16 protein-coding genes and 3 pseudogenes are annotated in these 17,971 nt (G+C 71.1%); 13 read left to right on the forward strand and 6 right to left on the reverse strand.

Annotated features, from left to right (window positions below; genetic code table 11):
- Positions 1-204 precede the first annotated feature (204 nt).
- Positions 205-957 carry an SDR family oxidoreductase gene (locus AB0K92_RS32460; protein WP_365928863.1) on the reverse strand — a complete coding sequence of 251 codons (753 nt, stop codon included), beginning with the start codon at positions 955-957 and terminating at the stop codon, positions 205-207.
- 111 nt (positions 958-1,068) lie between these two features.
- On the opposite strand from AB0K92_RS32460, the gene AB0K92_RS32465 reads away from it, so the two are divergent.
- The 5 genes and pseudogenes from AB0K92_RS32465 to AB0K92_RS32485 form a co-directional block, all read left to right on the forward strand.
- Entirely contained in the window at positions 1,069-1,908 is an 840-nt protein-coding gene (locus tag AB0K92_RS32465; protein WP_365928864.1) for an AIM24 family protein, read from the forward strand.
- A 133-nt stretch (positions 1,909-2,041) separates the two neighbouring features.
- On the forward strand, positions 2,042-2,668 hold the full coding sequence (locus AB0K92_RS32470; protein ID WP_365928865.1) for a dihydrofolate reductase family protein: 627 nt from the start codon (positions 2,042-2,044) through the stop codon (positions 2,666-2,668).
- Positions 2,669-2,859: 191 nt separating this feature from the next.
- A complete protein-coding gene (locus AB0K92_RS32475; protein ID WP_365928866.1) occupies positions 2,860-3,768 on the forward strand; it encodes a DMT family transporter in 909 nt (302 codons plus the stop codon).
- Between the two features lie 404 nt (positions 3,769-4,172).
- Positions 4,173-4,640, forward strand: a complete 468-nt coding sequence (locus tag AB0K92_RS32480; protein ID WP_365928867.1) for a nuclear transport factor 2 family protein — start codon at positions 4,173-4,175, stop codon at positions 4,638-4,640.
- Positions 4,641-5,252: 612 nt separating this feature from the next.
- Positions 5,253-5,662 (forward strand): annotated as a pseudogene (locus AB0K92_RS32485) (IS481 family transposase); the annotation flags it as partial.
- Positions 5,663-5,843: 181 nt separating this feature from the next.
- On the opposite strand, the gene AB0K92_RS32490 reads toward AB0K92_RS32485, so the two are convergent.
- The 3 genes from AB0K92_RS32490 to AB0K92_RS32500 form a co-directional block, all read right to left on the reverse strand.
- A complete protein-coding gene (locus AB0K92_RS32490; protein WP_365928868.1) occupies positions 5,844-7,286 on the reverse strand; it encodes an MFS transporter in 1,443 nt (480 codons plus the stop codon).
- 89 nt (positions 7,287-7,375) lie between these two features.
- Complete coding sequence (locus AB0K92_RS32495; protein WP_365928879.1) at positions 7,376-7,867, reverse strand: TetR/AcrR family transcriptional regulator; 492 nt, start codon at positions 7,865-7,867, stop codon at positions 7,376-7,378.
- A gap of 580 nt (positions 7,868-8,447) precedes the next feature.
- The gene (locus AB0K92_RS32500) at positions 8,448-9,476 is read right to left on the reverse strand and encodes a LacI family DNA-binding transcriptional regulator (protein ID WP_365928869.1); all 1,029 of its coding nucleotides are present in this window, start codon (positions 9,474-9,476) and stop codon (positions 8,448-8,450) included.
- Positions 9,477-9,760: 284 nt separating this feature from the next.
- On the opposite strand from AB0K92_RS32500, the gene AB0K92_RS32505 reads away from it, so the two are divergent.
- The 4 genes from AB0K92_RS32505 to AB0K92_RS32520 are packed head-to-tail and all read left to right on the forward strand — an operon-like array spanning position 9,761 to position 14,568.
- Complete coding sequence (locus tag AB0K92_RS32505; protein ID WP_365928871.1) at positions 9,761-11,266, forward strand: alpha-N-arabinofuranosidase; 1,506 nt, start codon at positions 9,761-9,763, stop codon at positions 11,264-11,266.
- Between the two features lie 56 nt (positions 11,267-11,322).
- Positions 11,323-12,672 (forward strand): ABC transporter substrate-binding protein, encoded by a 1,350-nt coding sequence (locus AB0K92_RS32510; RefSeq protein ID WP_365928873.1) that lies wholly within the window; start codon positions 11,323-11,325, stop codon positions 12,670-12,672.
- 10 nt (positions 12,673-12,682) lie between these two features.
- Positions 12,683-13,645 (forward strand): sugar ABC transporter permease, encoded by a 963-nt coding sequence (locus AB0K92_RS32515; RefSeq protein WP_365928874.1) that lies wholly within the window; start codon positions 12,683-12,685, stop codon positions 13,643-13,645.
- On the forward strand, positions 13,642-14,568 hold the full coding sequence (locus AB0K92_RS32520; RefSeq protein ID WP_365928875.1) for a carbohydrate ABC transporter permease: 927 nt from the start codon (positions 13,642-13,644) through the stop codon (positions 14,566-14,568). Before AB0K92_RS32515 ends, AB0K92_RS32520 begins: the two co-directional genes overlap by 4 nt.
- Positions 14,569-14,650: 82 nt before the next feature.
- Here AB0K92_RS32520 and AB0K92_RS32525 read toward each other — a convergent pair.
- A pseudogene (locus tag AB0K92_RS32525) lies at positions 14,651-15,125 on the reverse strand (phytanoyl-CoA dioxygenase); the annotation flags it as partial.
- Here AB0K92_RS32525 and AB0K92_RS32530 point away from each other — a divergent pair.
- The 3 genes and pseudogenes from AB0K92_RS32530 (at position 15,115) to AB0K92_RS32540 (ending at position 15,799) form a co-directional block, all read left to right on the forward strand.
- Positions 15,115-15,312 (forward strand): hypothetical protein, encoded by a 198-nt coding sequence (locus tag AB0K92_RS32530; protein ID WP_365928881.1) that lies wholly within the window; start codon positions 15,115-15,117, stop codon positions 15,310-15,312. The pseudogene AB0K92_RS32525 and the gene AB0K92_RS32530 sit on opposite strands and share 11 nt — an antisense overlap.
- Positions 15,313-15,363: 51 nt before the next feature.
- A pseudogene (locus AB0K92_RS32535) lies at positions 15,364-15,597 on the forward strand (substrate-binding domain-containing protein); the annotation flags it as partial.
- Complete coding sequence (locus AB0K92_RS32540; RefSeq protein ID WP_365928880.1) at positions 15,539-15,799, forward strand: GH36 C-terminal domain-containing protein; 261 nt, start codon at positions 15,539-15,541, stop codon at positions 15,797-15,799. The pseudogene AB0K92_RS32535 and the gene AB0K92_RS32540, both read left to right, overlap by 59 nt.
- A gap of 15 nt (positions 15,800-15,814) precedes the next feature.
- On the opposite strand, the gene AB0K92_RS32545 is transcribed toward AB0K92_RS32540, so the two are convergent.
- Positions 15,815-17,005, reverse strand: a complete 1,191-nt coding sequence (locus tag AB0K92_RS32545) for an alkane 1-monooxygenase (protein WP_365928877.1) — start codon at positions 17,003-17,005, stop codon at positions 15,815-15,817.
- Between the two features lie 192 nt (positions 17,006-17,197).
- Here AB0K92_RS32545 and AB0K92_RS32550 point away from each other — a divergent pair, with 192 nt between their 5' ends.
- Entirely contained in the window at positions 17,198-17,833 is a 636-nt protein-coding gene (locus AB0K92_RS32550; RefSeq protein WP_365928878.1) for a TetR family transcriptional regulator, read from the forward strand.
- Positions 17,834-17,971 lie beyond the last annotated feature (138 nt).

Genomic DNA, 17,971 nt, shown 5'->3' on the forward strand with positions numbered 1-17,971 from the left:
GGGGAGGGCACGGTCCCTCCAGGCCGCGCACCGGACGGACAGGCCCTGCGCGGGGCGTCCTGGTCGGGACAGACCGGGGCGCCCCGCGCGCTCCCCGGCGGACCGGGCGCTCCCGGGCGGACCGCCGCCCTCTGAGTCCTCAGTCCTCAGTCCCCAGTCCTCAGCCGTCCGGCTGACCGCCTGCCGTCTGCCGGCAGCCCGCCCCTACGCCGCGTGCCCGCCGTCCACCGAGAACTCCGCGCCGGTGACGTACGCCGCGCTCGCCAGGTGGGCGACCGTGGAGGCCACCTCCTCGGCGGTGCCGAAACGGCCCAGGGCGGTCAGGGCGGCCTGGCCGGCCGCGTAGGGACCGTCCGCCGGGTTCATGTCGGTGTCGATCGGGCCGGGATGGACGATGTTCGCGGTGATGCCGCGCGGCCCCAGCTCACGGGCCAGGGCCTTGGTCAGGCCGGTGAGCGCGGCCTTGCTCATCGCGTAGAGCGTGCCGCCGGGGCCGGGCACCCGCTGGGTCATGCAGGTGCCGATGGTGATGATCCGGCCGCCGTCGGCCATGCGCGCGGCGGCCGCCTGGGAGGCCAGGAACACCCCGCGCACGTTGACCGACAGCACCCGGTCGACATCGGCGAGCGCGATGCCGTCCAGCGGTCCGAGCAGACCGACGCCCACGTTGTTCACCAGCACGTCGAGGCCCCCGAGCGCCTCGGCCGCGTGATCGACCGCCCCGGCCGCCTCCCGCGGGTCCGCGGAGTCCGCCCGCAGCGCCACCGCGCGGCGCCCCAGCGCCTCCACACCCCGGACGACCTCCTCGGCCGCCTCCTTGCCCCGTACGTACGTCACCGCCACGTTCGCACCCTCCCGGGCGAGCCGCAGCGCGGTCGCCGCGCCGATGCCACGGCTGCCGCCCGTCACGAGCGCGACCTTGCCGACGAGAGTCGCTTCGAGCTTCATCGAGTTCATGCGCCCATTGCAGCCGCCGGCGGCCCCCCGGACCGGCGGTGAACGGACGTCGACCTCGCCCCGTCAGGAACTTGGCGGAACTCGGCGGTCCCCCTCTCACGTTCTCCCCGTGTGACTCTTCGGCAAGAGATCGTCGGCAACGCCATGCAGATGGCGGTCGTGAGCCTGCAGCCCGGCCAGACGGTGTACTGCGAGGCGGGAAAGTTCCTGTTCAAGACGGCGAACGTGACCATGGAGACCCGGCTGACCGGCCCCTCCGACAGTGGCGGCGGCCAGCAGGCGCAGGGCGGCGGCGCGGGCGGCGCGGGCGGCGCGGGTGGTATGGGTGGTCTGCTGCGGCAGGCGATGGGCACCGCCATGCAGGTCGGCCAGCGCGTGCTCGCGGGCGAGTCGATCGCGTTCCAGTACTTCACCGCGCAGGGCGGCGAGGGCACCGTCGGCTTCGCGGGCGTCCTCCCGGGCGAGATGCGCGCCCTGGAGCTGGACGGCACGCGCGCGTGGTTCGCCGAGAAGGACGCCTTCGTGGCCGCCGAGTCCACCGTCGACTTCGGCATCGCCTTCCAGGGCGGACGCACCGGCATGAAGGGCGGCGAGGGCTTCATCCTGGAGAAGTTCACCGGGCGCGGCACGGTGATCATCGCGGGCGCGGGCAACTTCATCGACCTCAACCCTGCCGACTTCGGCGGGCGCATCGAGGTCGACACCGGGTGTGTGGTCGCCTTCGAGGAGGGCATCCAGTACGGCGTCCAGCGCGTCGGGGGCCTCAACCGCCAGGGCCTGATGAACGCCGTGTTCGGCGGCGAGGGCCTGTCCCTGGCCACCCTGGAGGGCAACGGCCGGGTGATCCTCCAGTCCCTGACCATCGAGAGCCTGGCCAACGCCCTGAAGAAGGCCCAGGGCGGCGACAAGCAGGGCCCGACCGGCGGCCTGTTCTCCACGCACACGGGGTGAGGCCGGGAAACGGGCGGGTGAACCGGGGAGCACGGGCCGGACCGACGACCACCGGCCGGACCGATGAGTTGCGGGGCCCCGCGGGGTCTGCCCTGATGACAGCAGACCCCGCGCTCCACGAAAGGCACCCGCCATGGGCAAGCTCGTCTCCACCATCTTCGTCACCCTCGACGGCGTCTACCAGGCTCCGGGCGGCCCCCAGGAGGACACCCGCGACGGCTTCCCCCACGGCGGCTGGGTCTTCCCGTACGCCGACGAGGACTTCGGCCGGTTCATCGACGACGTCTTCGGGCGCGTCGGCGCCTTCCTGCTCGGCCGCCGCACCTACGACATCTTCGCCTCTTACTGGCCGAAGGTCACCGACCCGGACGACCCGGTCGCCGGCCCCCTGAACCGGCTGCCGAAGTACGTCCCCTCCAGCACCCTCGCCGAGCCCGGCTGGTCCGGCACCACCGTGCTCCGCGGCGACCTCGCCAAGGAGGTCACGGCCCTCAAGGAGCGCACCGACGGCGAAGTCCAGACGCACGGCAGCGGCGCGCTGGTCCAGTCCCTGCTCGACCTGGGCCTCGTCGACACCGTCCACCTGCTCACCTTCCCGGTCGTCCTCGGCACCGGCCGTCGCTTCTTCGCCGACGGCGCCGCCCCGACCGCCTTCCGCCACACCGGCGGCCGCGTCACCACCACCGGCGTCTCCATCCAGTCCTACGACGTGGCGGGACGCCCCGAGTACGGCTCCTTCGACCTGCCCGAGGACGCCTGAGCGTCGCGCGGCCCCGCCGGAACCGGTCAGCCGGCGCGTTCGGTGTGCGCACGCACCCGCGCTTCCGGTGGATCGCCGGCGCCCTGCCGGAAACATCTGGCCGCCGGCCGGCCGCACCGGTACGGTGATCACCCCCGTGCGAGCCACCGCCGTCTCCGCACCCCGATGCCGGAGACGAAGGTCCACGCCGCATGTCCTCCTCGATCGCCGTACCGGGCGCGTTCGCGCCCCGCCGTGCCTGGCTCACCGACCTGCCCGTGCTGCTGGTGGCGGTGGTCTGGGGCGGCAGTTATCTCGCCGCCAAGGACATCACCACCGCCCGGACCGTCCTGGCCGTGCTCGTGCTGCGGTTCGCGCTGGTGCTGCCCGTGCTGGTGGTCGCCGGCCGGCGGGCGCTGCGCGACCTCACCCCGGCCCAGTGGCGCGGGGCCGCGCTGCTCGGGCTGATCCTCGGCGGGATCTTCCTGCTGGAGACGTACGGCGTCGTGCACACCTCGGCGACCAACGCGGGCCTCATCATCAGCCTCACCATGATCTTCACCCCGCTCGCGGAGTCCGCCGTGACCCGCACCCGGCCCTCGCGCGGCTTCCTTGCCGCCGCCGCGCTCTCGGTGCTCGGAGTCGTCCTGCTCACCCAGGGCGGCGGCTTCACCCGGCCCTCCCTCGGCGACCTGCTCATGCTGCTCGCCGCGCTCGCCCGTACCGTGCACGTCCTCGCCATGTCCCGCGTGAAGGCGGTCCAGGGCGCGCCCGCGCTGCCGCTGACCACCGTCCAACTGGGCACCTCCGTGGCGGTGTTCGCGCTGCTGTCGACCGGTGCCGACACCACGCCCTGGGAGACCGCCGCCGCGTTCGGCGCGCGCGAGTGGGCGGGGCTGGTGTTCCTGTCCGTGTGCTGCACGCTGTTCGCCTTCTTCGTGCAGATGTGGGCCGTGCGCCGTACTTCCCCGTCCCGGGTCAGCCTGCTGCTGGGCACCGAACCGCTGTGGGCCGCCGCGGCCGGAATCGCGCTCGGCGGGGAGCGGCTGGGCGCGGTCGGACTCGCGGGCGGCGCGCTGGTGCTGGCGGGGACGGCGTGGGGGCGCCGGGCGGCGAGTTGACGTCCCGCAACGAACGGGACTCGAAACGCCCCCATCGTCGGCGGCACGGTCACCGCCGCCCCCGCGAGTGCCGTCCGCGGGTGCCGCCGCCCAGTCGGCCGACACCACCCAGGCGGTCGCCTGCATCCAGGCCGTCGGCACCATCTGCCACAGCGACGCGGCGACCAGCCCGCACTTGCAGCTCTGCGGGGTGCCCATCGTGCGACTGAAGCGGAGGCTCGGTCCGGTTGGCGGGTGCCGCGTGTGGTGATGTGGCCCCGGTTGACATCAAGCGTATGCGAGTGGTTAATTACTTACATACGACCACGGCTCTGTGCAGGTTCGGAGCATTGGCCGTGTCTGTTCGTCAGGACAGTAAGTGAACAACCGCTTTTCTCATGGGCAAGAAAGGTAACGGATTCACCATGACCGACACCATCGCAGTCGACAGCGTTGACTCGGTCCGCGCAGCCGCGCAGGAGACCTTCCGCAATCACCTGGACCGTCTGTCGGCCGGCCGCATCGCGGAGTGGGTGGACCTGTTCACCGAGGACGGTGTGCTCGAGTTCCCCTACGGGCCGGACGGATACCCGAAGCGGGTCGCCGGCAAGGAGGAACTGTTCGCCTACATGCAGAACTTCCCCGAGCACTTCGAGGTTGAGTTCACCAACCTGCGCTTTCACGAGACCGCCGACCCGTCGCTGGTCATCGCCGAGTTCCAGAGCGTCGGTACCGCGCGTACGACCGGGCGACCCTACAACCAGACCTACATCTCCGTCGTCGAAACCGTCGATGGGAAGATCAGTCGCTACGTCGACTTCTGGAACCCGCTGATTGCCATCGAGGCTCTGGGGGGTGGCACCGAGGACATGGTCTCCGCCTTCGGCCGGTGACCACAGGTCCTGCTCATAGTGTCGGTGAGCAGGACCTGTGTCATTCCGGCTGCTCATCTGAGGCGTGGTCACTCCGGCGAGCCGTTGAGGGTCGTATCCAGGGCCGGCTGAAGCGGCCCTCGGATGCTCCGGTGGCCGGTGCGGAGCGCACGGTGAAGACCCGGGTGCCGTAGGGTCCTCGGCCCAGATACGCTGGTCGTCCGGCTGGTTCGGGCGCGGCCTGTTCTTCTCGGACCAGCTCTCAAGCACATGAGGGTTGAGCGTCCGGGCAGTCCAGGCCGCGCTCGGTCTCGTCCAGCCCGGCTTCGCCCAGCTGATTCTTTCAGATCACCCCCGCTGGCCGAGGTCGTCGGGGATGATGCTCGTATGACCAACCGCGTCAGCGCTCTGATCTCGGCCTTTGGCGTTCTTGCCGGCACGGTGATGCTCGCTGGCGCCGTTCGCGAGTACCGCTCCGAAGCATCGGCACTCCGGATGGCAGCTGGAGCTGCGATTTTCCTCAGCGCCTTGTATGCGCTCGGGCGGGACGTGCGACGTCTGCATACAGGACAGGCGATCTGACGAACGGCGATCCGGTCGGTGTCCTTCGGCCGTTGATCCGGGTGTGCCGTTCAGCTCGGCGAGGCCGGGATGCACGACCGCTCCAGCCGCCCCCACCACCAGCCCTGCCGCGCCCCGGCCGCCGTCGAGGCACACGTTCTGCGTCTGCGGCACGAGCACCGCATCGGGCCGGTGCGGCTGGCCGCCCACTGCAACATCGCCGCCTCCACCGCCCATCGCATCCTCGTCCGGCACCGCCTCACCACGCTGGGCTGGGCGCCCGGCCCGGGCAACTGGTCCACATCGACGTCAAGTAGCTGGGCGGAATCCCCGACGAGGGCGGCCACAAGGTGCTGGGCCGCGCGGCCGGCAGCCCACCAAGGACCCGCCGCAACGGCGCATACGTCCACCTGCATACTGCCCTGGACGACCACACCCGCCTCGCACATCTACCGCCGACCGCCAGGAGCTCCTCATCTTTCGAAAGGCGCACCGCGCGTCGTCACCGACTCTCCATCGGCCAGGGGCTGCTTCTGATACGCCTGCCCTCCGCATGGAGCTCGACTGGCTGGTCGACGTGGTCTTCGAGGCTGTGAACGTGTTGTGTCCAGCACAACGGCCCGACGGCCGCTCCGGATCCGGGAGGAGCGGCCGTCGTCCGCGTCAGGGAGAGAGAGCGGGATGGGTGGTCCGCGTGTCGACGTCTTCGTCGCTGCCGGCTGCCGGACGGGCGGTCCCCTCGCGTCGCAGTGTGAGCGCGATGGCCACACCGAGCAGAGTGAGAGCCGCCGCAGTGAATCCGGCGGTGCGCAGTCCGGGCACGAGGCTGGGTCCGGCGATGGCGTGGGTGCCGTGGGAGGCCACGGCGATCAGGACGGCCAGGCCGACGGCGCTGCCGATCTGCTGAGTGGTGGAGGCCATGGCGGAGGCAATGCCCTGATGATGCGCGTCGACGCCGGTACCGGCCGCAGCGAACATGGCGGTCCAGGCCAGGCCCTGCCCGAGGCCGAGCAGGACGATGCCCGGAAGCAGTGCGGGGTAGTGTCCGGCGGGTGACAGGGCCAGGGCCAGCACGGCCATACCTGCGGCGCCCAGCACCAGCCCGGTCACCAAAGTCGTGCGCGTGCCCACCCGCCCGAGGAGCTTTTCGCTGACCTTCGTGCCCGCCATGCCGGTCAGCGCGGATGGCAGGAAGGCCAGGCCGGTGGCCATTGCGCTGTACTGGTGCACGGTCTGGAGATACAGCGTGAAGAAGTAGTACTGCGCGCCGAAGGTGCCCATGAAGATGAAGGTGACGCCCATCGCGGCCACGAGATTGCGGTTGCGCAGCAGCCGCAGCGGCATGAGCGGATGCGCCGTGCGGGCCTCCACAGCGAGGAAGACGCCGATGAGGGCCAACCCCGCCAAGAGAGTGGCCAGGACCTGGACGGAGAACCATCCCATCTCGGGCCCTTGCACCACGCCGAAGACGAGGGCGGTGAAGCCGACCGTCGCCGACAGCGCGCCGGTGATGTCGAAGCCGCGGCCGCGTTCGCGGGGCGCGTCCGGCGTGATGGTCTTCCACGCGACGGCCGCCGCTCCGAGCGCCAGCGGCACGTTGACATAGAAAACGGCTTCCCAGCCGAGGTAATTGGTGAGCACGCCGCCCAGGAGCGACCCCAGGGCGAGCCCGACCGCACCGGCGCCGCCCCACACGGCCAGGGCCCGGTTGCGTTCGGCGCCCTCGTCGAAGCTGGTGTTGATCAGCGAGAGAGTGGCGGGCAGCAGCAGGGCTCCGCCGATGCCCTGAACAGCGCGGGCCGCGACCAGCAGGCCCGGTCCCGTGGCGAGGCCGCCTGCGAGCGAGGCCAGCCCGTAGAGAGCGAGCGCTGTGGCGAACATGCGGCGACGGCCCAGCAGATCGGCCATACGGCCGCCCAGAAGCAGGAACCCCCCGAACGCGACGGCGTAGGCGCTGACAACCCACTGCAGGCTGCGGGCGTCGAACCCGACGGCGCGGCCGATTTCGGGGAGCGCCACGTAGACGATGTTGTAGTCGATCGCGCTGATGAATTGCGCGAAGGCCAGGAGAGCGAGCAGCAGCCCGGTTCCCCGACGCTTGGTCATCACAAGTCCTCTCGACTGTAGTAAGCGGTTGACCGCTTACTTCATAGATCAGAGAAAAGGCCGCCGAAGCGGCCTGGGGTGGTGAGGGCTCAGCCGCGTAGAGTGCGTGCCCAGGGAGCGTCCACCGTGTCGGCGCCGACGGCCAGCACTACGTTGCCGAGCAGGGCGTCGGCGAAGTAGCGGCGCAGCTGATCGTCGGAGGCTCCGGAGACGGCCCGGATGTACTCAACCTGCTTGGCGTAGCAGGTGCGGACGGCCTCGCCGATGACAGGCTCGCCGGCCGCGCAGTTGCCGTGCATCAGGATCATCAGCACGTCACGGTCGGCGATGACGTCCTCATAGGAGGAGCTGAGTGCGGCAAGGACGGCTTCCGGGTCGGTGGTGGGAACCCTGGCCACTGCGGTGGCGGCGGCTTCTCGCAGTAGGTGAGAGCAGTGGTCGATCAGCGCAGCGAACAGGCTTTCCTTGTCCGGGAAGAGCCGGTAGAGGTAGCCCTGCGAGATCCCGGCGGCCTTGGCGACATCCATGGTTGAGGTGCCGTAGTAGCCCCGCACCGCAAAAGTCTTGATCGCCGTGCTCATCACGGTGGCCCGCCGCTCCTCAGCCGTGGAGCGTTGCCTTGTCCTCGCGGTACTCATGGAAGTAATCAACCACTTTCATATGTGAGTGTCAAGTCACCCGCCTCCCGCGACGGCGGCGGAATCATCCCGGGCGCGCTGCAGAGCACCGGTGTCCGGCCTGCAGGCCGCAAACATGCCCATCGCTCCCGGTGCGGGCGGCTTCACAGCCGACGGCGGTGCGTCGTGCGGGCCGAATACCGGGAGGGGCCGGTGCGCCGCACGGCCGGCAGGATCCACCGCGTGCCTGAGGGCTCTGGGCGCCGCAGTCGACGGTTCGCCGAGCAGATGCTCGCCCGAGGAGACCCGCCCACGACTGGACAACGTCGCCGGCGGACCGCGCTCGCCGAGCGCGCGTATCGAGGACCGTTCGAAAGCGAAGTGAAGGGCGGTACGAGGGTCGCGGGACCTGGTCCGGCGGGAGGAAGGCGCCGGGTGCGAGGCAGGGAAGGGCATCCCGTCGTGCGCCGGCACGCGGCAGCTCGCCTTGTCCGGGGGGCGGTGCCGTCGCCCGGCCCGCCCCCTGGCGCGGACGGTGCGGAGGTCATCGCTTCGGCCGGGTGCTCTCCCGTACGAGCAACCGGTAGTCGGCCGCCACCTCCCGTGCTTCCGCGCGCCGCCGTCCCATGCGCCGAACGCCGTTCAGCTGGGCGTCCAGCATGTCCACGGCGACCTGGGCGATCTGCGCCTTGTCGGGGGAGATGGTGGTGAGGGTCGGGGTGCTGTAGCGGCCGTCCTCGATGTCGTCGAAGCCGGCCAGCGCGACGTCCTGCGGCACGCGCAGTCCGCTGGAGAGCGCGGTGCGCAGCGCGCCCAGGGCCAGCAGGTCGTTGAAGCAGAAGACGGCCTGCGGGGGCTCCCGCAGGTCCAGCAGGTGCCGCATCACCTGCGCGCCGTCGGCACGGTGGTAGGTCGCGGTCGGCGGAGCCAGGCGCTCGTCGTAGGGCAGGCCCGCTGCCTCCAGCGCCTCGCGGTAGCCGGCGAGACGCAGGTGCGCGGTGTTCGCGCTCGGGTTGTCCTGCCGGCCGATGGCGGCGATCCGGGTGTGCCCGCACGCGATCAGGTGCTCGGTGACCTCCCGGGCGGCCCGCTGGTTGTCGATGGCCACGTGGTGGGTGGGCCGGTCCAGCACGCGCTCGCCGAGCAGGACCAGTGCCGTGGTGTCCGTGCGGGCCGCCAGCTCGTCGCCGCCCACCGCGATCGGGCTGAAGATCAGCCCGTCGATGCGCTGCTCCCGGATCCCGTCGAGCACTTCCCGTTCCCGCTCGGGCAGGCCGTCGGTCTGCTCGATGAGCACGGTCCAGCCGCGGTCGGTGGCGGCGTCGATCACGAAACGGCTCAGTTCGGCGAAGTAGGGCGCGTCCAGCTCGGGCAGCGCCAGCGCGATCACCCCGGTGCGGCCCTGGCGCAGGTTGCGCGCCGAGAGGTTGGGCCGGTAGTCGAGTTCGGCCAGGGCCCGCTCGACCTTCTCCCGCGTCGGCGGCGCCACGTACGTGTAGCCGTTGACAACGTTGGACACCGTCTTGACGGACACGCCGGCCAGTGCCGCGACGTCCTTCAGACTCGCCCCCACCCTGCTCACCTCCATCGCACCCCCGGGTGCTCTCTGCCCCGTGACGTCACTCACCGTCGCACACGGGCGCGGCCCCGCCCCGGCCGCCGTCGGACACATTGTGGAAAGAACCTTGGCGAAGCCTATTTACGACGCTGTTTCAACGATGTAATCGTAACGGGCAACGGCGTTCGCGTCTCTCCCCGAGCCCTGCGGACGCCGCCGACCGCAAACACCGGGACACTGACGCGCTGGCCGGCAGTGCCCGCCCCACCGTCCCGACGACACCCCAGGAGCCCTGCTTCATGCCCACGGCCCGCCTCACCCTGGACCCGGCCTTCCGGGTCGGGACCGTTGACCGACGACTGTTCGGCTCGTTCGTCGAGCACATGGGCAGGTGCGTCTACTCCGGCGTCTACGAGCCCGGTCATCCCACGGCCGACGCGGACGGCTTCCGCACCGACGTCCTGGACCTGGTGCGCGAACTCGGCGTCACCGTCGTGCGCTACCCCGGCGGCAACTTCGTGTCCAACTACCGCTGGGAGGACGGCGTCGGGCCCCGGGAGGACCGCCCCCGCCGGCTGGACCTCGCCTGGCGCAGCGTCGAGTCCAACGCCTTCGGCCTCAACGAGTTCATGACCTGGGCCGGCAAGGCGGGCGTCGAACCGATGATGGCCGTCAACCTCGGCACCCGCGGCACCGCCGAGGCGCTCGACCTGCTGGAGTACACCAACTACCCCTCCGGCACGACCCTGTCCGACCTGCGCCGCTCCCATGGCGCGGAGAAGCCCCACGACGTGCGGATGTGGTGCCTGGGCAACGAACTGGACGGCCCGTGGCAGATGGGCCACAAGACGGCGCACGAGTACGGCCGGGTGGCCGCCGAGACCGCGCGGGCCATGAAGCGCTTCGACCCGTCGCTCGAACTGGTCGCGTGCGGCAGCTCCAACGCCTACATCGACACCTTCGCCCACTGGGAGGCGACGGTCCTGGAGCACACCTACGAGTTCGTCGACTACGTCTCCCTGCACGCCTACTACGAGCCGGTCGGCGGGGACACCGACTCATTCCTCGCCAGTGCCGCCGAGATGGACCAGATGATCGAGGCGGTCACGGCGACGGCCGACCACGTGGGCGCCAAGCTGCGCAACAAGAAGAAGATCAAACTCTCCTTCGACGAGTGGAACGTCTGGTACCAGAGCAGGTTCGGCGGCGAGCACTCCCTCGACTGGCGCCCGGCACCCGGACTGATCGAGGACGTGTACGACGTCACCGACGCCGTCGTCGTGGGCAGCCTGCTGATCACCCTGCTGCGCCACGCCGACCGTGTGGGCGCCGCGTGCCAGGCACAGCTGGCGAACGTCATCGCGCCGATCATGACCCGGGAGCAAGGCCCGGCCTGGCGGCAGACGATCTTCCACCCCTTCGCCCGGACCGCGCGGCACGCCCGCGGGACCGTGCTGCGCGTCGAGCCGGACTCCCCGGTGGTGGATACCGCCCGGTACGGCGAGGTGCCCGCCCTGTGGGCGACCGCCACCCATGACGAGGAGACCGGGGAGGTGGTGCTGTTCGCCGTCAACCGCGACCGCACGCGTCCGCTGACCCTCACCGCCGACCTGCGGGCCTTCCCCGGTGCCCGGGTGGCCGAGCACCTGCTGCTGCACGACGCCGATCCGACCGCGGCCAACACCGCCGAGCAGCCCGACCGGGTCCGCCCGCACCCGGTGGGGGAAACCGAGGCGGGCGACGGTGCGCTCACCGTCGAACTTCCCCCCGTGTCCTGGAGCATGATCCGCCTGGCCACGCGCTGAACCCGGTTCCACCGTCCCCGGGCCCGGCAGCGGGCCTGTCTTCGAGGAGCAACGACATGCGCACCACCACACCCGACGGACGCCTCCCCCGCAGAACCCTGCTGGGTGCCTCGGCCGCAGCCGCCGCGGGCCTGCTCACCGCGTGCAGCGGAGGCACCAAGATCGGTGCCGACCAGGGCGGCACCGACGCCGCGCCCACCTTCAGCGGCGGCGAGTACAAGGGACCCAAGGTCACGCTGGAGTACTGGAACGGTTTCACCGGCGGCGACGGCCCGCACATGCAGGCGATGCTGCGCTCGTTCAACCAGCGCTACTCCGGCCGTATCGAGGTCAGGAACACCACCCGCCAGTGGGCCGACTTCTACCCGGCGATGCCCACCGCGATCGCCGCGGGCAAGGGACCGGACGTCGCAGTCATCCACAACGACCAGATCGCCACCTTCGCCGCGCGCCGCACCCTCATCCCGCTCGACGACGTCGTGGGCGCCCTCGGGCTGAGCGAGTCCGACTTCATCCCCGCCGTGTGGCAGGCCGGCGTCTACGACGGCAAGCGCTACAGCGTGCCGCTCGACGTGCACTGCCTGGCCGACTACTGGAACGCCCGCCACCTGTCGAAAGCCGGTCTGAAGGAGGCGCCCAAGGACCGTTCCGGCTTCGAGGACGCGCTGGGCGAGCTGAAGGGCGCCGGCGTCGCCCACCCGTTCTGGATGCCCAACAAGTGGCCCGCCCACCTGATGTTCATGACCCTGCTGTGGCAGTTCGGCGGTGAACTGTACGACGAGGAGGGCACCAGGGCGCTGTGGGGCGGCGACGCCGGCGAGCAGGCCCTGAACTGGATGGTGGAGCAGATCCGCAAGGGTCACAGCCCCGCACAGGTCGCGCAGGACGCCCAGTACAACGCCTTCAAGAACAACAAGGTCAGCTTCACCTGGGACGGCATCTGGCAGATCAACGACCTCAAGGAGACCGCCAAGAGCGTCGACTGGCACCTGTCGTCGGTGCCCGTCATCGGCGGGAAGGCCGCGGTGTGGACGGCCGGCCACAACTTCGTCCTCACCACCCAGGCCGGGCGGGACAAGCACAAGGTACAAGCCGCCAAGTTCTTCATCGACTACATGAGCGCCCGCTCCACCGAGTGGGCCAAAGCCGGCATGATCCCCGCCCGCAACACCGTCCGCGCCGCGCCGGAGGTGGCGAAGCTGCCGCAGATCAGGCTCGCCGAGGACGTGGAGGTCTTCCGGTTCCTGCCCGCCCTGCCCGGAGTCGGCGACGTCCAGACCAAGGCGCTGGAGCTGGCCGTCCAGCAGGCGGTGCTGGGTCAGAAGTCGCCGGCCGACGCGCTCGCCGAGGGTGTGCGGACCGCCGACAAGGTCCTGGCCGACAACAAGCAGAAGTACGCGAAGTGAGGCGGTCCCCGTGGTGCAACGGCTGACAGCCGGGCCGTCCGCCACGCGGGTCCGGTCGGCGCGGGGCGGCACACCGCCCCGCGCCGACCGCTACCGGTGGTGGACTCCGTACGTGTTCATGGCGCCGTACCTGGCGCTCTTCCTCACCTTCGTGGTGGCTCCCATCGGCTACGGGCTGTGGATCAGCTTCCACAACTGGGACATCAACCTCCCCGCCAAGCCGTTCGTCGGCCTCGACAACTACCGCACGCTGTTCGATCCGGACAGCGTGGACGGCCCCAGGTTCTGGCGGGCGATGCGCGCCACCGGCGTGTTCACCGCGCTGTCCCTGCCGCTGCTGCTGGTGGTGCCGCTGCTGGTGGCCCTGCTGATGAACGGCAAGTTCCGCGGGCGCAACCTGTACCGGGCGGTCTACTTCGCCCCGTACGTGCTGGGCGTCGCTGTGGTCGGCCTGCTGTGGCGTTTCCTGCTCGACGGCAACATCGGCCTCGTCAACCACTATCTGGGGCTGCTCGGCCTGCCCGACGACATCCAGTGGACCACCGACACCCCGGCCGCCTGGTGGGCGCTGGTGCTGGTCACGGTGTGGTGGACGCTCGGTTTCAACGCGGTGATCTACCTCGCCGGTCTCCAGGACATCCCCGCCGAGCTGTACGAGTCGGCCAAGGTGGACGGCGCCGACGCCTGGCAGCGGTTCCTGCACGTCACGCTGCCCGGTCTGCGGCCGGTGGCCCTGTTCGTGGTCAACTCCACGCTGCTGGCCTCGGCCAACATGTTCGGCCAGTCGTACCTGATCACCGCGGGAGCGCCGGCCGACGAGACCAAGACGGCGATCTTCCTGATCGCCGAGACCGGGCTGCGGCGCTTCGAGATGGGCTCGGCGTCGGCGATGAGCTTCATCCTCGCCCTGGCGCTCATGGCCGCCAGCGCCGTCGTCTTCCGCGTCTTCCGCGAGCGGCAGGAGCACCGATGACCGAGACTCAGCTCACCCAGCACCGACACACCGCGGCCTCCAAGGGTCGGCGGCCGGACGCACCCGTTGCGACCGACGCGCCGCCCGGGGCCACCGCTCGGCGCAGGCTGCGGCGGTCCCTGCTGCACCTGATTCTCGCCGTGGTGGCGGCCCTGTACCTCAGCCCGCTGGTGTACATGCTGGTCACGTCGTTCAAGAGCAGCGAGGACGCCGGCGCCACCACTCCCGACTGGGTTCCGTCCCCGGCCACGCTGCACGCCTACGAGACGGTGCTCGGCGCCACCGACAGCCCGGTGCTGCGGTGGCTGTTGAACAGCGTGCTCGCGGCCACCGCGCACATGCTGCTGGTCCTGGTGACGGCCACCCCGGCCGCGTACGCGCTGGCCCGGATGCGGTTCCGGGGCCGCACGCTGATCTTCACGGCGGTGGTGGCCACCCTGTTCGTGCCGCCGATGGTCCTGCTCATCCCCAACTTCCTCATCGTCAACGAGTTGGCCTGGGTGGACAGCCTGCCCGCGGTGATCGTGCCGGGCGCGGCGAGCGCCTTCGGCGTGTTCTTCCTGCGGCAGTTCTTCCTGACCCTGCCGGGCGAGCTGGAAGAGGCGGCGGAGATCGACGGCTGCAACCGGTGGCAGATCTTCATCAAGGTGGTCCTGCCGCTGGCCAAGCCCGCGCTGGCCACGCTGGGACTGCTGTCCTTCCTCGCCAACTGGAACGACTTCCTGTGGCCGCTGTACGTCCTGATCAGTGCAGACTCGCTGACCCTCCCGGCTGGTCTGGCGAACTTCCAGAGCGCCAACAACATCCACTACGACCTGCTGATGGCCGGGGCCGTCATCGCCAGCGTCCCGGTGCTGCTGTTGTACGTGGTGGCCCAGCGCTGGGTGATCGAAGGGGTCTCGCGGTCGGGTCTGAAGGGCTGAGAGCCGCTCAGGCCGGGCGGGTGACGCGTGCGGGCCGGGTGCCGTGGGGACGGCACCGGGCCCACACGCGTGTCGCAGGGTCTCAGGCGTCGCCCATGACCAGGCCCTCGATGGTGTGCTTCTGCGTCACCGGCGTCAGCTCCCGGACGACCGGGCAGGTCAGGTGCCGGCGCACCCGGTGGGGCAAGGTGTCCCAGTAGCCCTGGGTGACCGCCATGTCGTGCCGCTCGCCGTTGGTCGCGTCCGGCCCGTCGACGCCGAGGACGAGCACGGGGCGGGGGACGGCCGACCGGTTTGCCGTGCCACGGTGGATCGTCAGGGCCGTACGGGCGGATATGTCCCCCCGCTGCGGGAACTTGCGCACCGCGCGCCCCACGTAGCGGCCGTACTGCGACCGGGGCGGGAACATGCCGTGCTCGAACTCGGGGCTGTCCTCCCACTGGGTGCCGGGGGCGATCTCGAAGGGGCCCATGTCCTCGCCCGTGTCGACGGTCGTCACGTTGAAGGCCAGAGTTCAGGCGCCGTTCGCGGCGCGTCACCTCCGGCATGGGGAAGTCCGTCGACCTGGTGACGCCCGAGGCGCGCTCGGCCACCCGGCAGGCGCTGGAGCGGGTGACCGCGGCCCAGCGGTGCCGGGTTGCCATGATCGCGGGGCCGCGCGACGCCACCGGGGGAGACCCACGGCTGGAACTCCTGCGCGCCCTCCCCGGCAGTTCGGCACCTCGCCGCCGCGTGAGCTGGTGATCCGGGGCGAGCACACCCGGGAGGCGGGGGGCCGCGGGGTTCGCCGAGCTGATGTCCCGGCGCTACCGGCCTGACGCCGTCTTCTGCGTCAACGACGTGATCGCGGTCGGCGCCCTCGACAAGGTGCGTGAGCTGGGCGTCGACGTGCCCGGCGAGATGGCTCCGGTCGGTTACGACGACACCTCCTTCGCCTCCCTGCTGCAGCCGCAGCTCACCACGATCCGGTATCCGGCCGAGGACGTCGGCCGGGCCGCGGCCCGGCCGCTCAAGGAGCGGCTCGACGGCCGCGTCGTGCACCGGACCGCTCTTCGCTCCCGCCCACCGGCCGCTGCGGCTGCGCGGCCTGGACCCGCGGGCCCGCTACCGGGACGAGGACACCGGCGCCGAGTGGTCGGGGGCGACCCTGACCGGCTTCGGGCGCCGGGTGCCCGAACTGCCGCGCGGCGACCGCGCGAGCGCGCTGGTGCGGCTGCGCCGGACTCGCTAGCGCAGTCACCGGTGGTCAGCCGGCCCGTCGTCTCCCCACCGACGCCTCCGGCGCGAGGTCCGTGTCGCCGTAGAGGCGGCGCCGCAGGGGCGGGTGAAGGTTGGCCCGGGTGAGGTCGCCGTCGTAGTGGGCGAGCAGCCGGCGGTCCATCACCTTGCGCCACAGCGGCGGGAACCAGGCCAGGACGATCATGGTGGCGTATCCCGAGGGCAGTTGGGGCGCCTCGTCGAAGTGGCGCAGGGTCTGGTAGCGGCGCAGCGGGTTGGCATGATGGTCGGAGTGGCGCTGCAACTGGAAGAGGAACAGGTTGCTGACCGTGTTGTCGCTGTTCCAGCTGTGGCGGGGGGCGACCCGCTCGTAGCGCCCGTCCGGGCGCCGCCGCCGCAACAGGCCGTAGTGTTCGAGGTAGTTGACCGTCTCCAGCAGGCAGAAGCCGAGGACGGCCTGGAGCAGCAGGTAGGGCAGGACCCGCCAGCCGAACGCCGCCGTGAGCACGGTGAACAGCGCGGCCGAGAGCGCCCACGCGGTCAGGATCTCGTTGTGCGGGCCGAACACGGCGCGCTTGCGCCGGGTAAGCCGTCGCGCCTCCAGCTCCCAGGCCGAGCGCAGGCTGCCCCACACCGTGCGCGGCAGGAACCGCCAGAAGCTCTCGCCCATGCGGCTGCTGGCCGGGTCCTGCGGTGTGGCGACCCGGATGTGATGGCCGTGGTTGTGCTCGACGTAGAAGTGGCCGTACCACGTCTGCGCGAGCGCCATCCGGCTCATTCGTCGCTCCAACTGCTCGCGCTTGTGGCCGAGTTCGTGGGCGGTGTTGATGGCGACGCCCGCCACGACCCCGGTCGTCACGGCCAGTCCGAGGCTGTCGGCCACCGGCAGGCGGCCGGTCGCCCACTGGGCGCAGGCCCACACGAGGGCACCGAACTGGATCGGAAGGTACAGGTAGGTGCACCAGCGGTAGTAGCGGTCGGCCTCCAGCCGCGGCACGGCCTCGTCCGGCGGGTTGGCGCCGTCCGGGCCGGTCAGCCAGTCGACGAGCGGGACGAGGACGAAGGCGAAGAAGGGACCCCACCACCAGAACGCATGCACGTGGGTGAGGGCCACGAGGCCGCCGGCCTGGAAGGGCAGTGTCGGTACCGCGAGGGCGAGCGGCCACAGGGGACGTCTGGGATCCCGCCAGGCGCGGGCGTCATTCGGCGCTGGCTCCATGAGGACTCCTTGAAGGGGGGGACGCGTGCTCCCGCCGCCCGGTCCTGGACCGGCGAAGGCGCGCGTGAGGGGGCGGGCCGACAGTGCCACGGGGAGGACGGCGCTGACAAAGGGGGCCCCATGTCAATGTTCTGACTGGTCATCAGAATTATGGTGTGGGCGGGTGGGTGCGGGCGGTGGCACACTGCCGGGGTGCGCAGCCGACCTTTCCCCCTCCCGCCCGGTCCCCGGCCCGATCCGCCCCGGGTGGCCTGGCGCAGGCAGATGCGGGAGCGGGTGCTCCAGGAAGCCCGCGCACTGGCCGCCGAGGGCGGCTGGGACCGGGTGCGGGTGGCCGATCTCGCGCTGCGGGCGGAGGTGTCCCGGCCATCGATCTACAAGGAGTTCGGTGACCGGGCGGGCATCGGGCAGGCGCTCGTGCTGCGCGAGACGGACCAGTTCCTGACCGGCGTCGCCATGGTGCTGGACGCCCGCCGAGACGACCTCGGCGCGGCGCTGCGGGCCGGGGTCGCCCACGCCTTGGCCGAGGCGGACGCCAATCCCTTCATCGGCGCGGTGCTGACCGCGGCGCGCGGCGGTACGGACGCGCTGCTGCCGTTCCTGACGAGCAGGCCCGAACCCGTCTTCACCAGCGCGTGGCGGCTGCTTGCGGACTGGCTGGGCGAGGTGGTGCCGGACGTGGCGCGGGAGCGGCAGGTGGAGGCCGCCGACCTCGTCGTACGGCTGACCATCAGCCACATGCTGCTGCCCTCCCCGCTGACTGCGGACGCACCCGAGCGGGTCGCTGGCGCCGGGTGCGCCGTACTGGGCCTGCCGCCCGGGCTCTGACGAAGACGGGCGGGCCGGGGCGCGGCTCGGAGCCGCAGTGGGGCTAGGCCGTTTCCTCCGGATCATCTCGCCGACCAGATGAAGATGGCGGCGAGGTGGAGGCCGGCCAGGTAGATGGTGGCCGTCTTGTCGTAGCGA

The organism is Streptomyces sp. NPDC052687 (assembly GCF_040678395.1).
GTDB lineage: Bacteria > Actinomycetota > Actinomycetes > Streptomycetales > Streptomycetaceae > Streptomyces.

What these genes read in the sequence shown, in the direction of transcription:
- AB0K92_RS32460 (WP_365928863.1), bottom strand. Translation starts at nt 957, where the DNA reads ATGAACTCGATGAAGCTCGAAGCGACTCTCGTCGGCAAGGTCGCGCTC.
- AB0K92_RS32470 (WP_365928865.1), top strand. Translation starts at nt 2,042, where the DNA reads ATGGGCAAGCTCGTCTCCACCATCTTCGTCACCCTCGACGGCGTCTAC.
- AB0K92_RS32475 (WP_365928866.1), top strand. Translation starts at nt 2,860, where the DNA reads ATGTCCTCCTCGATCGCCGTACCGGGCGCGTTCGCGCCCCGCCGTGCC.
- AB0K92_RS32480 (WP_365928867.1), top strand. Translation starts at nt 4,173, where the DNA reads ATGACCGACACCATCGCAGTCGACAGCGTTGACTCGGTCCGCGCAGCC.
- AB0K92_RS32490 (WP_365928868.1), bottom strand. Translation starts at nt 7,286, where the DNA reads ATGACCAAGCGTCGGGGAACCGGGCTGCTGCTCGCTCTCCTGGCCTTC.
- AB0K92_RS32495 (WP_365928879.1), bottom strand. Translation starts at nt 7,867, where the DNA reads ATGAGCACGGCGATCAAGACTTTTGCGGTGCGGGGCTACTACGGCACC.
- AB0K92_RS32505 (WP_365928871.1), top strand. Translation starts at nt 9,761, where the DNA reads ATGCCCACGGCCCGCCTCACCCTGGACCCGGCCTTCCGGGTCGGGACC.
- AB0K92_RS32510 (WP_365928873.1), top strand. Translation starts at nt 11,323, where the DNA reads ATGCGCACCACCACACCCGACGGACGCCTCCCCCGCAGAACCCTGCTG.
- AB0K92_RS32520 (WP_365928875.1), top strand. Translation starts at nt 13,642, where the DNA reads ATGACCGAGACTCAGCTCACCCAGCACCGACACACCGCGGCCTCCAAG.
- AB0K92_RS32530 (WP_365928881.1), top strand. Translation starts at nt 15,115, where the DNA reads ATGGGGAAGTCCGTCGACCTGGTGACGCCCGAGGCGCGCTCGGCCACC.
- AB0K92_RS32545 (WP_365928877.1), bottom strand. Translation starts at nt 17,005, where the DNA reads ATGGAGCCAGCGCCGAATGACGCCCGCGCCTGGCGGGATCCCAGACGT.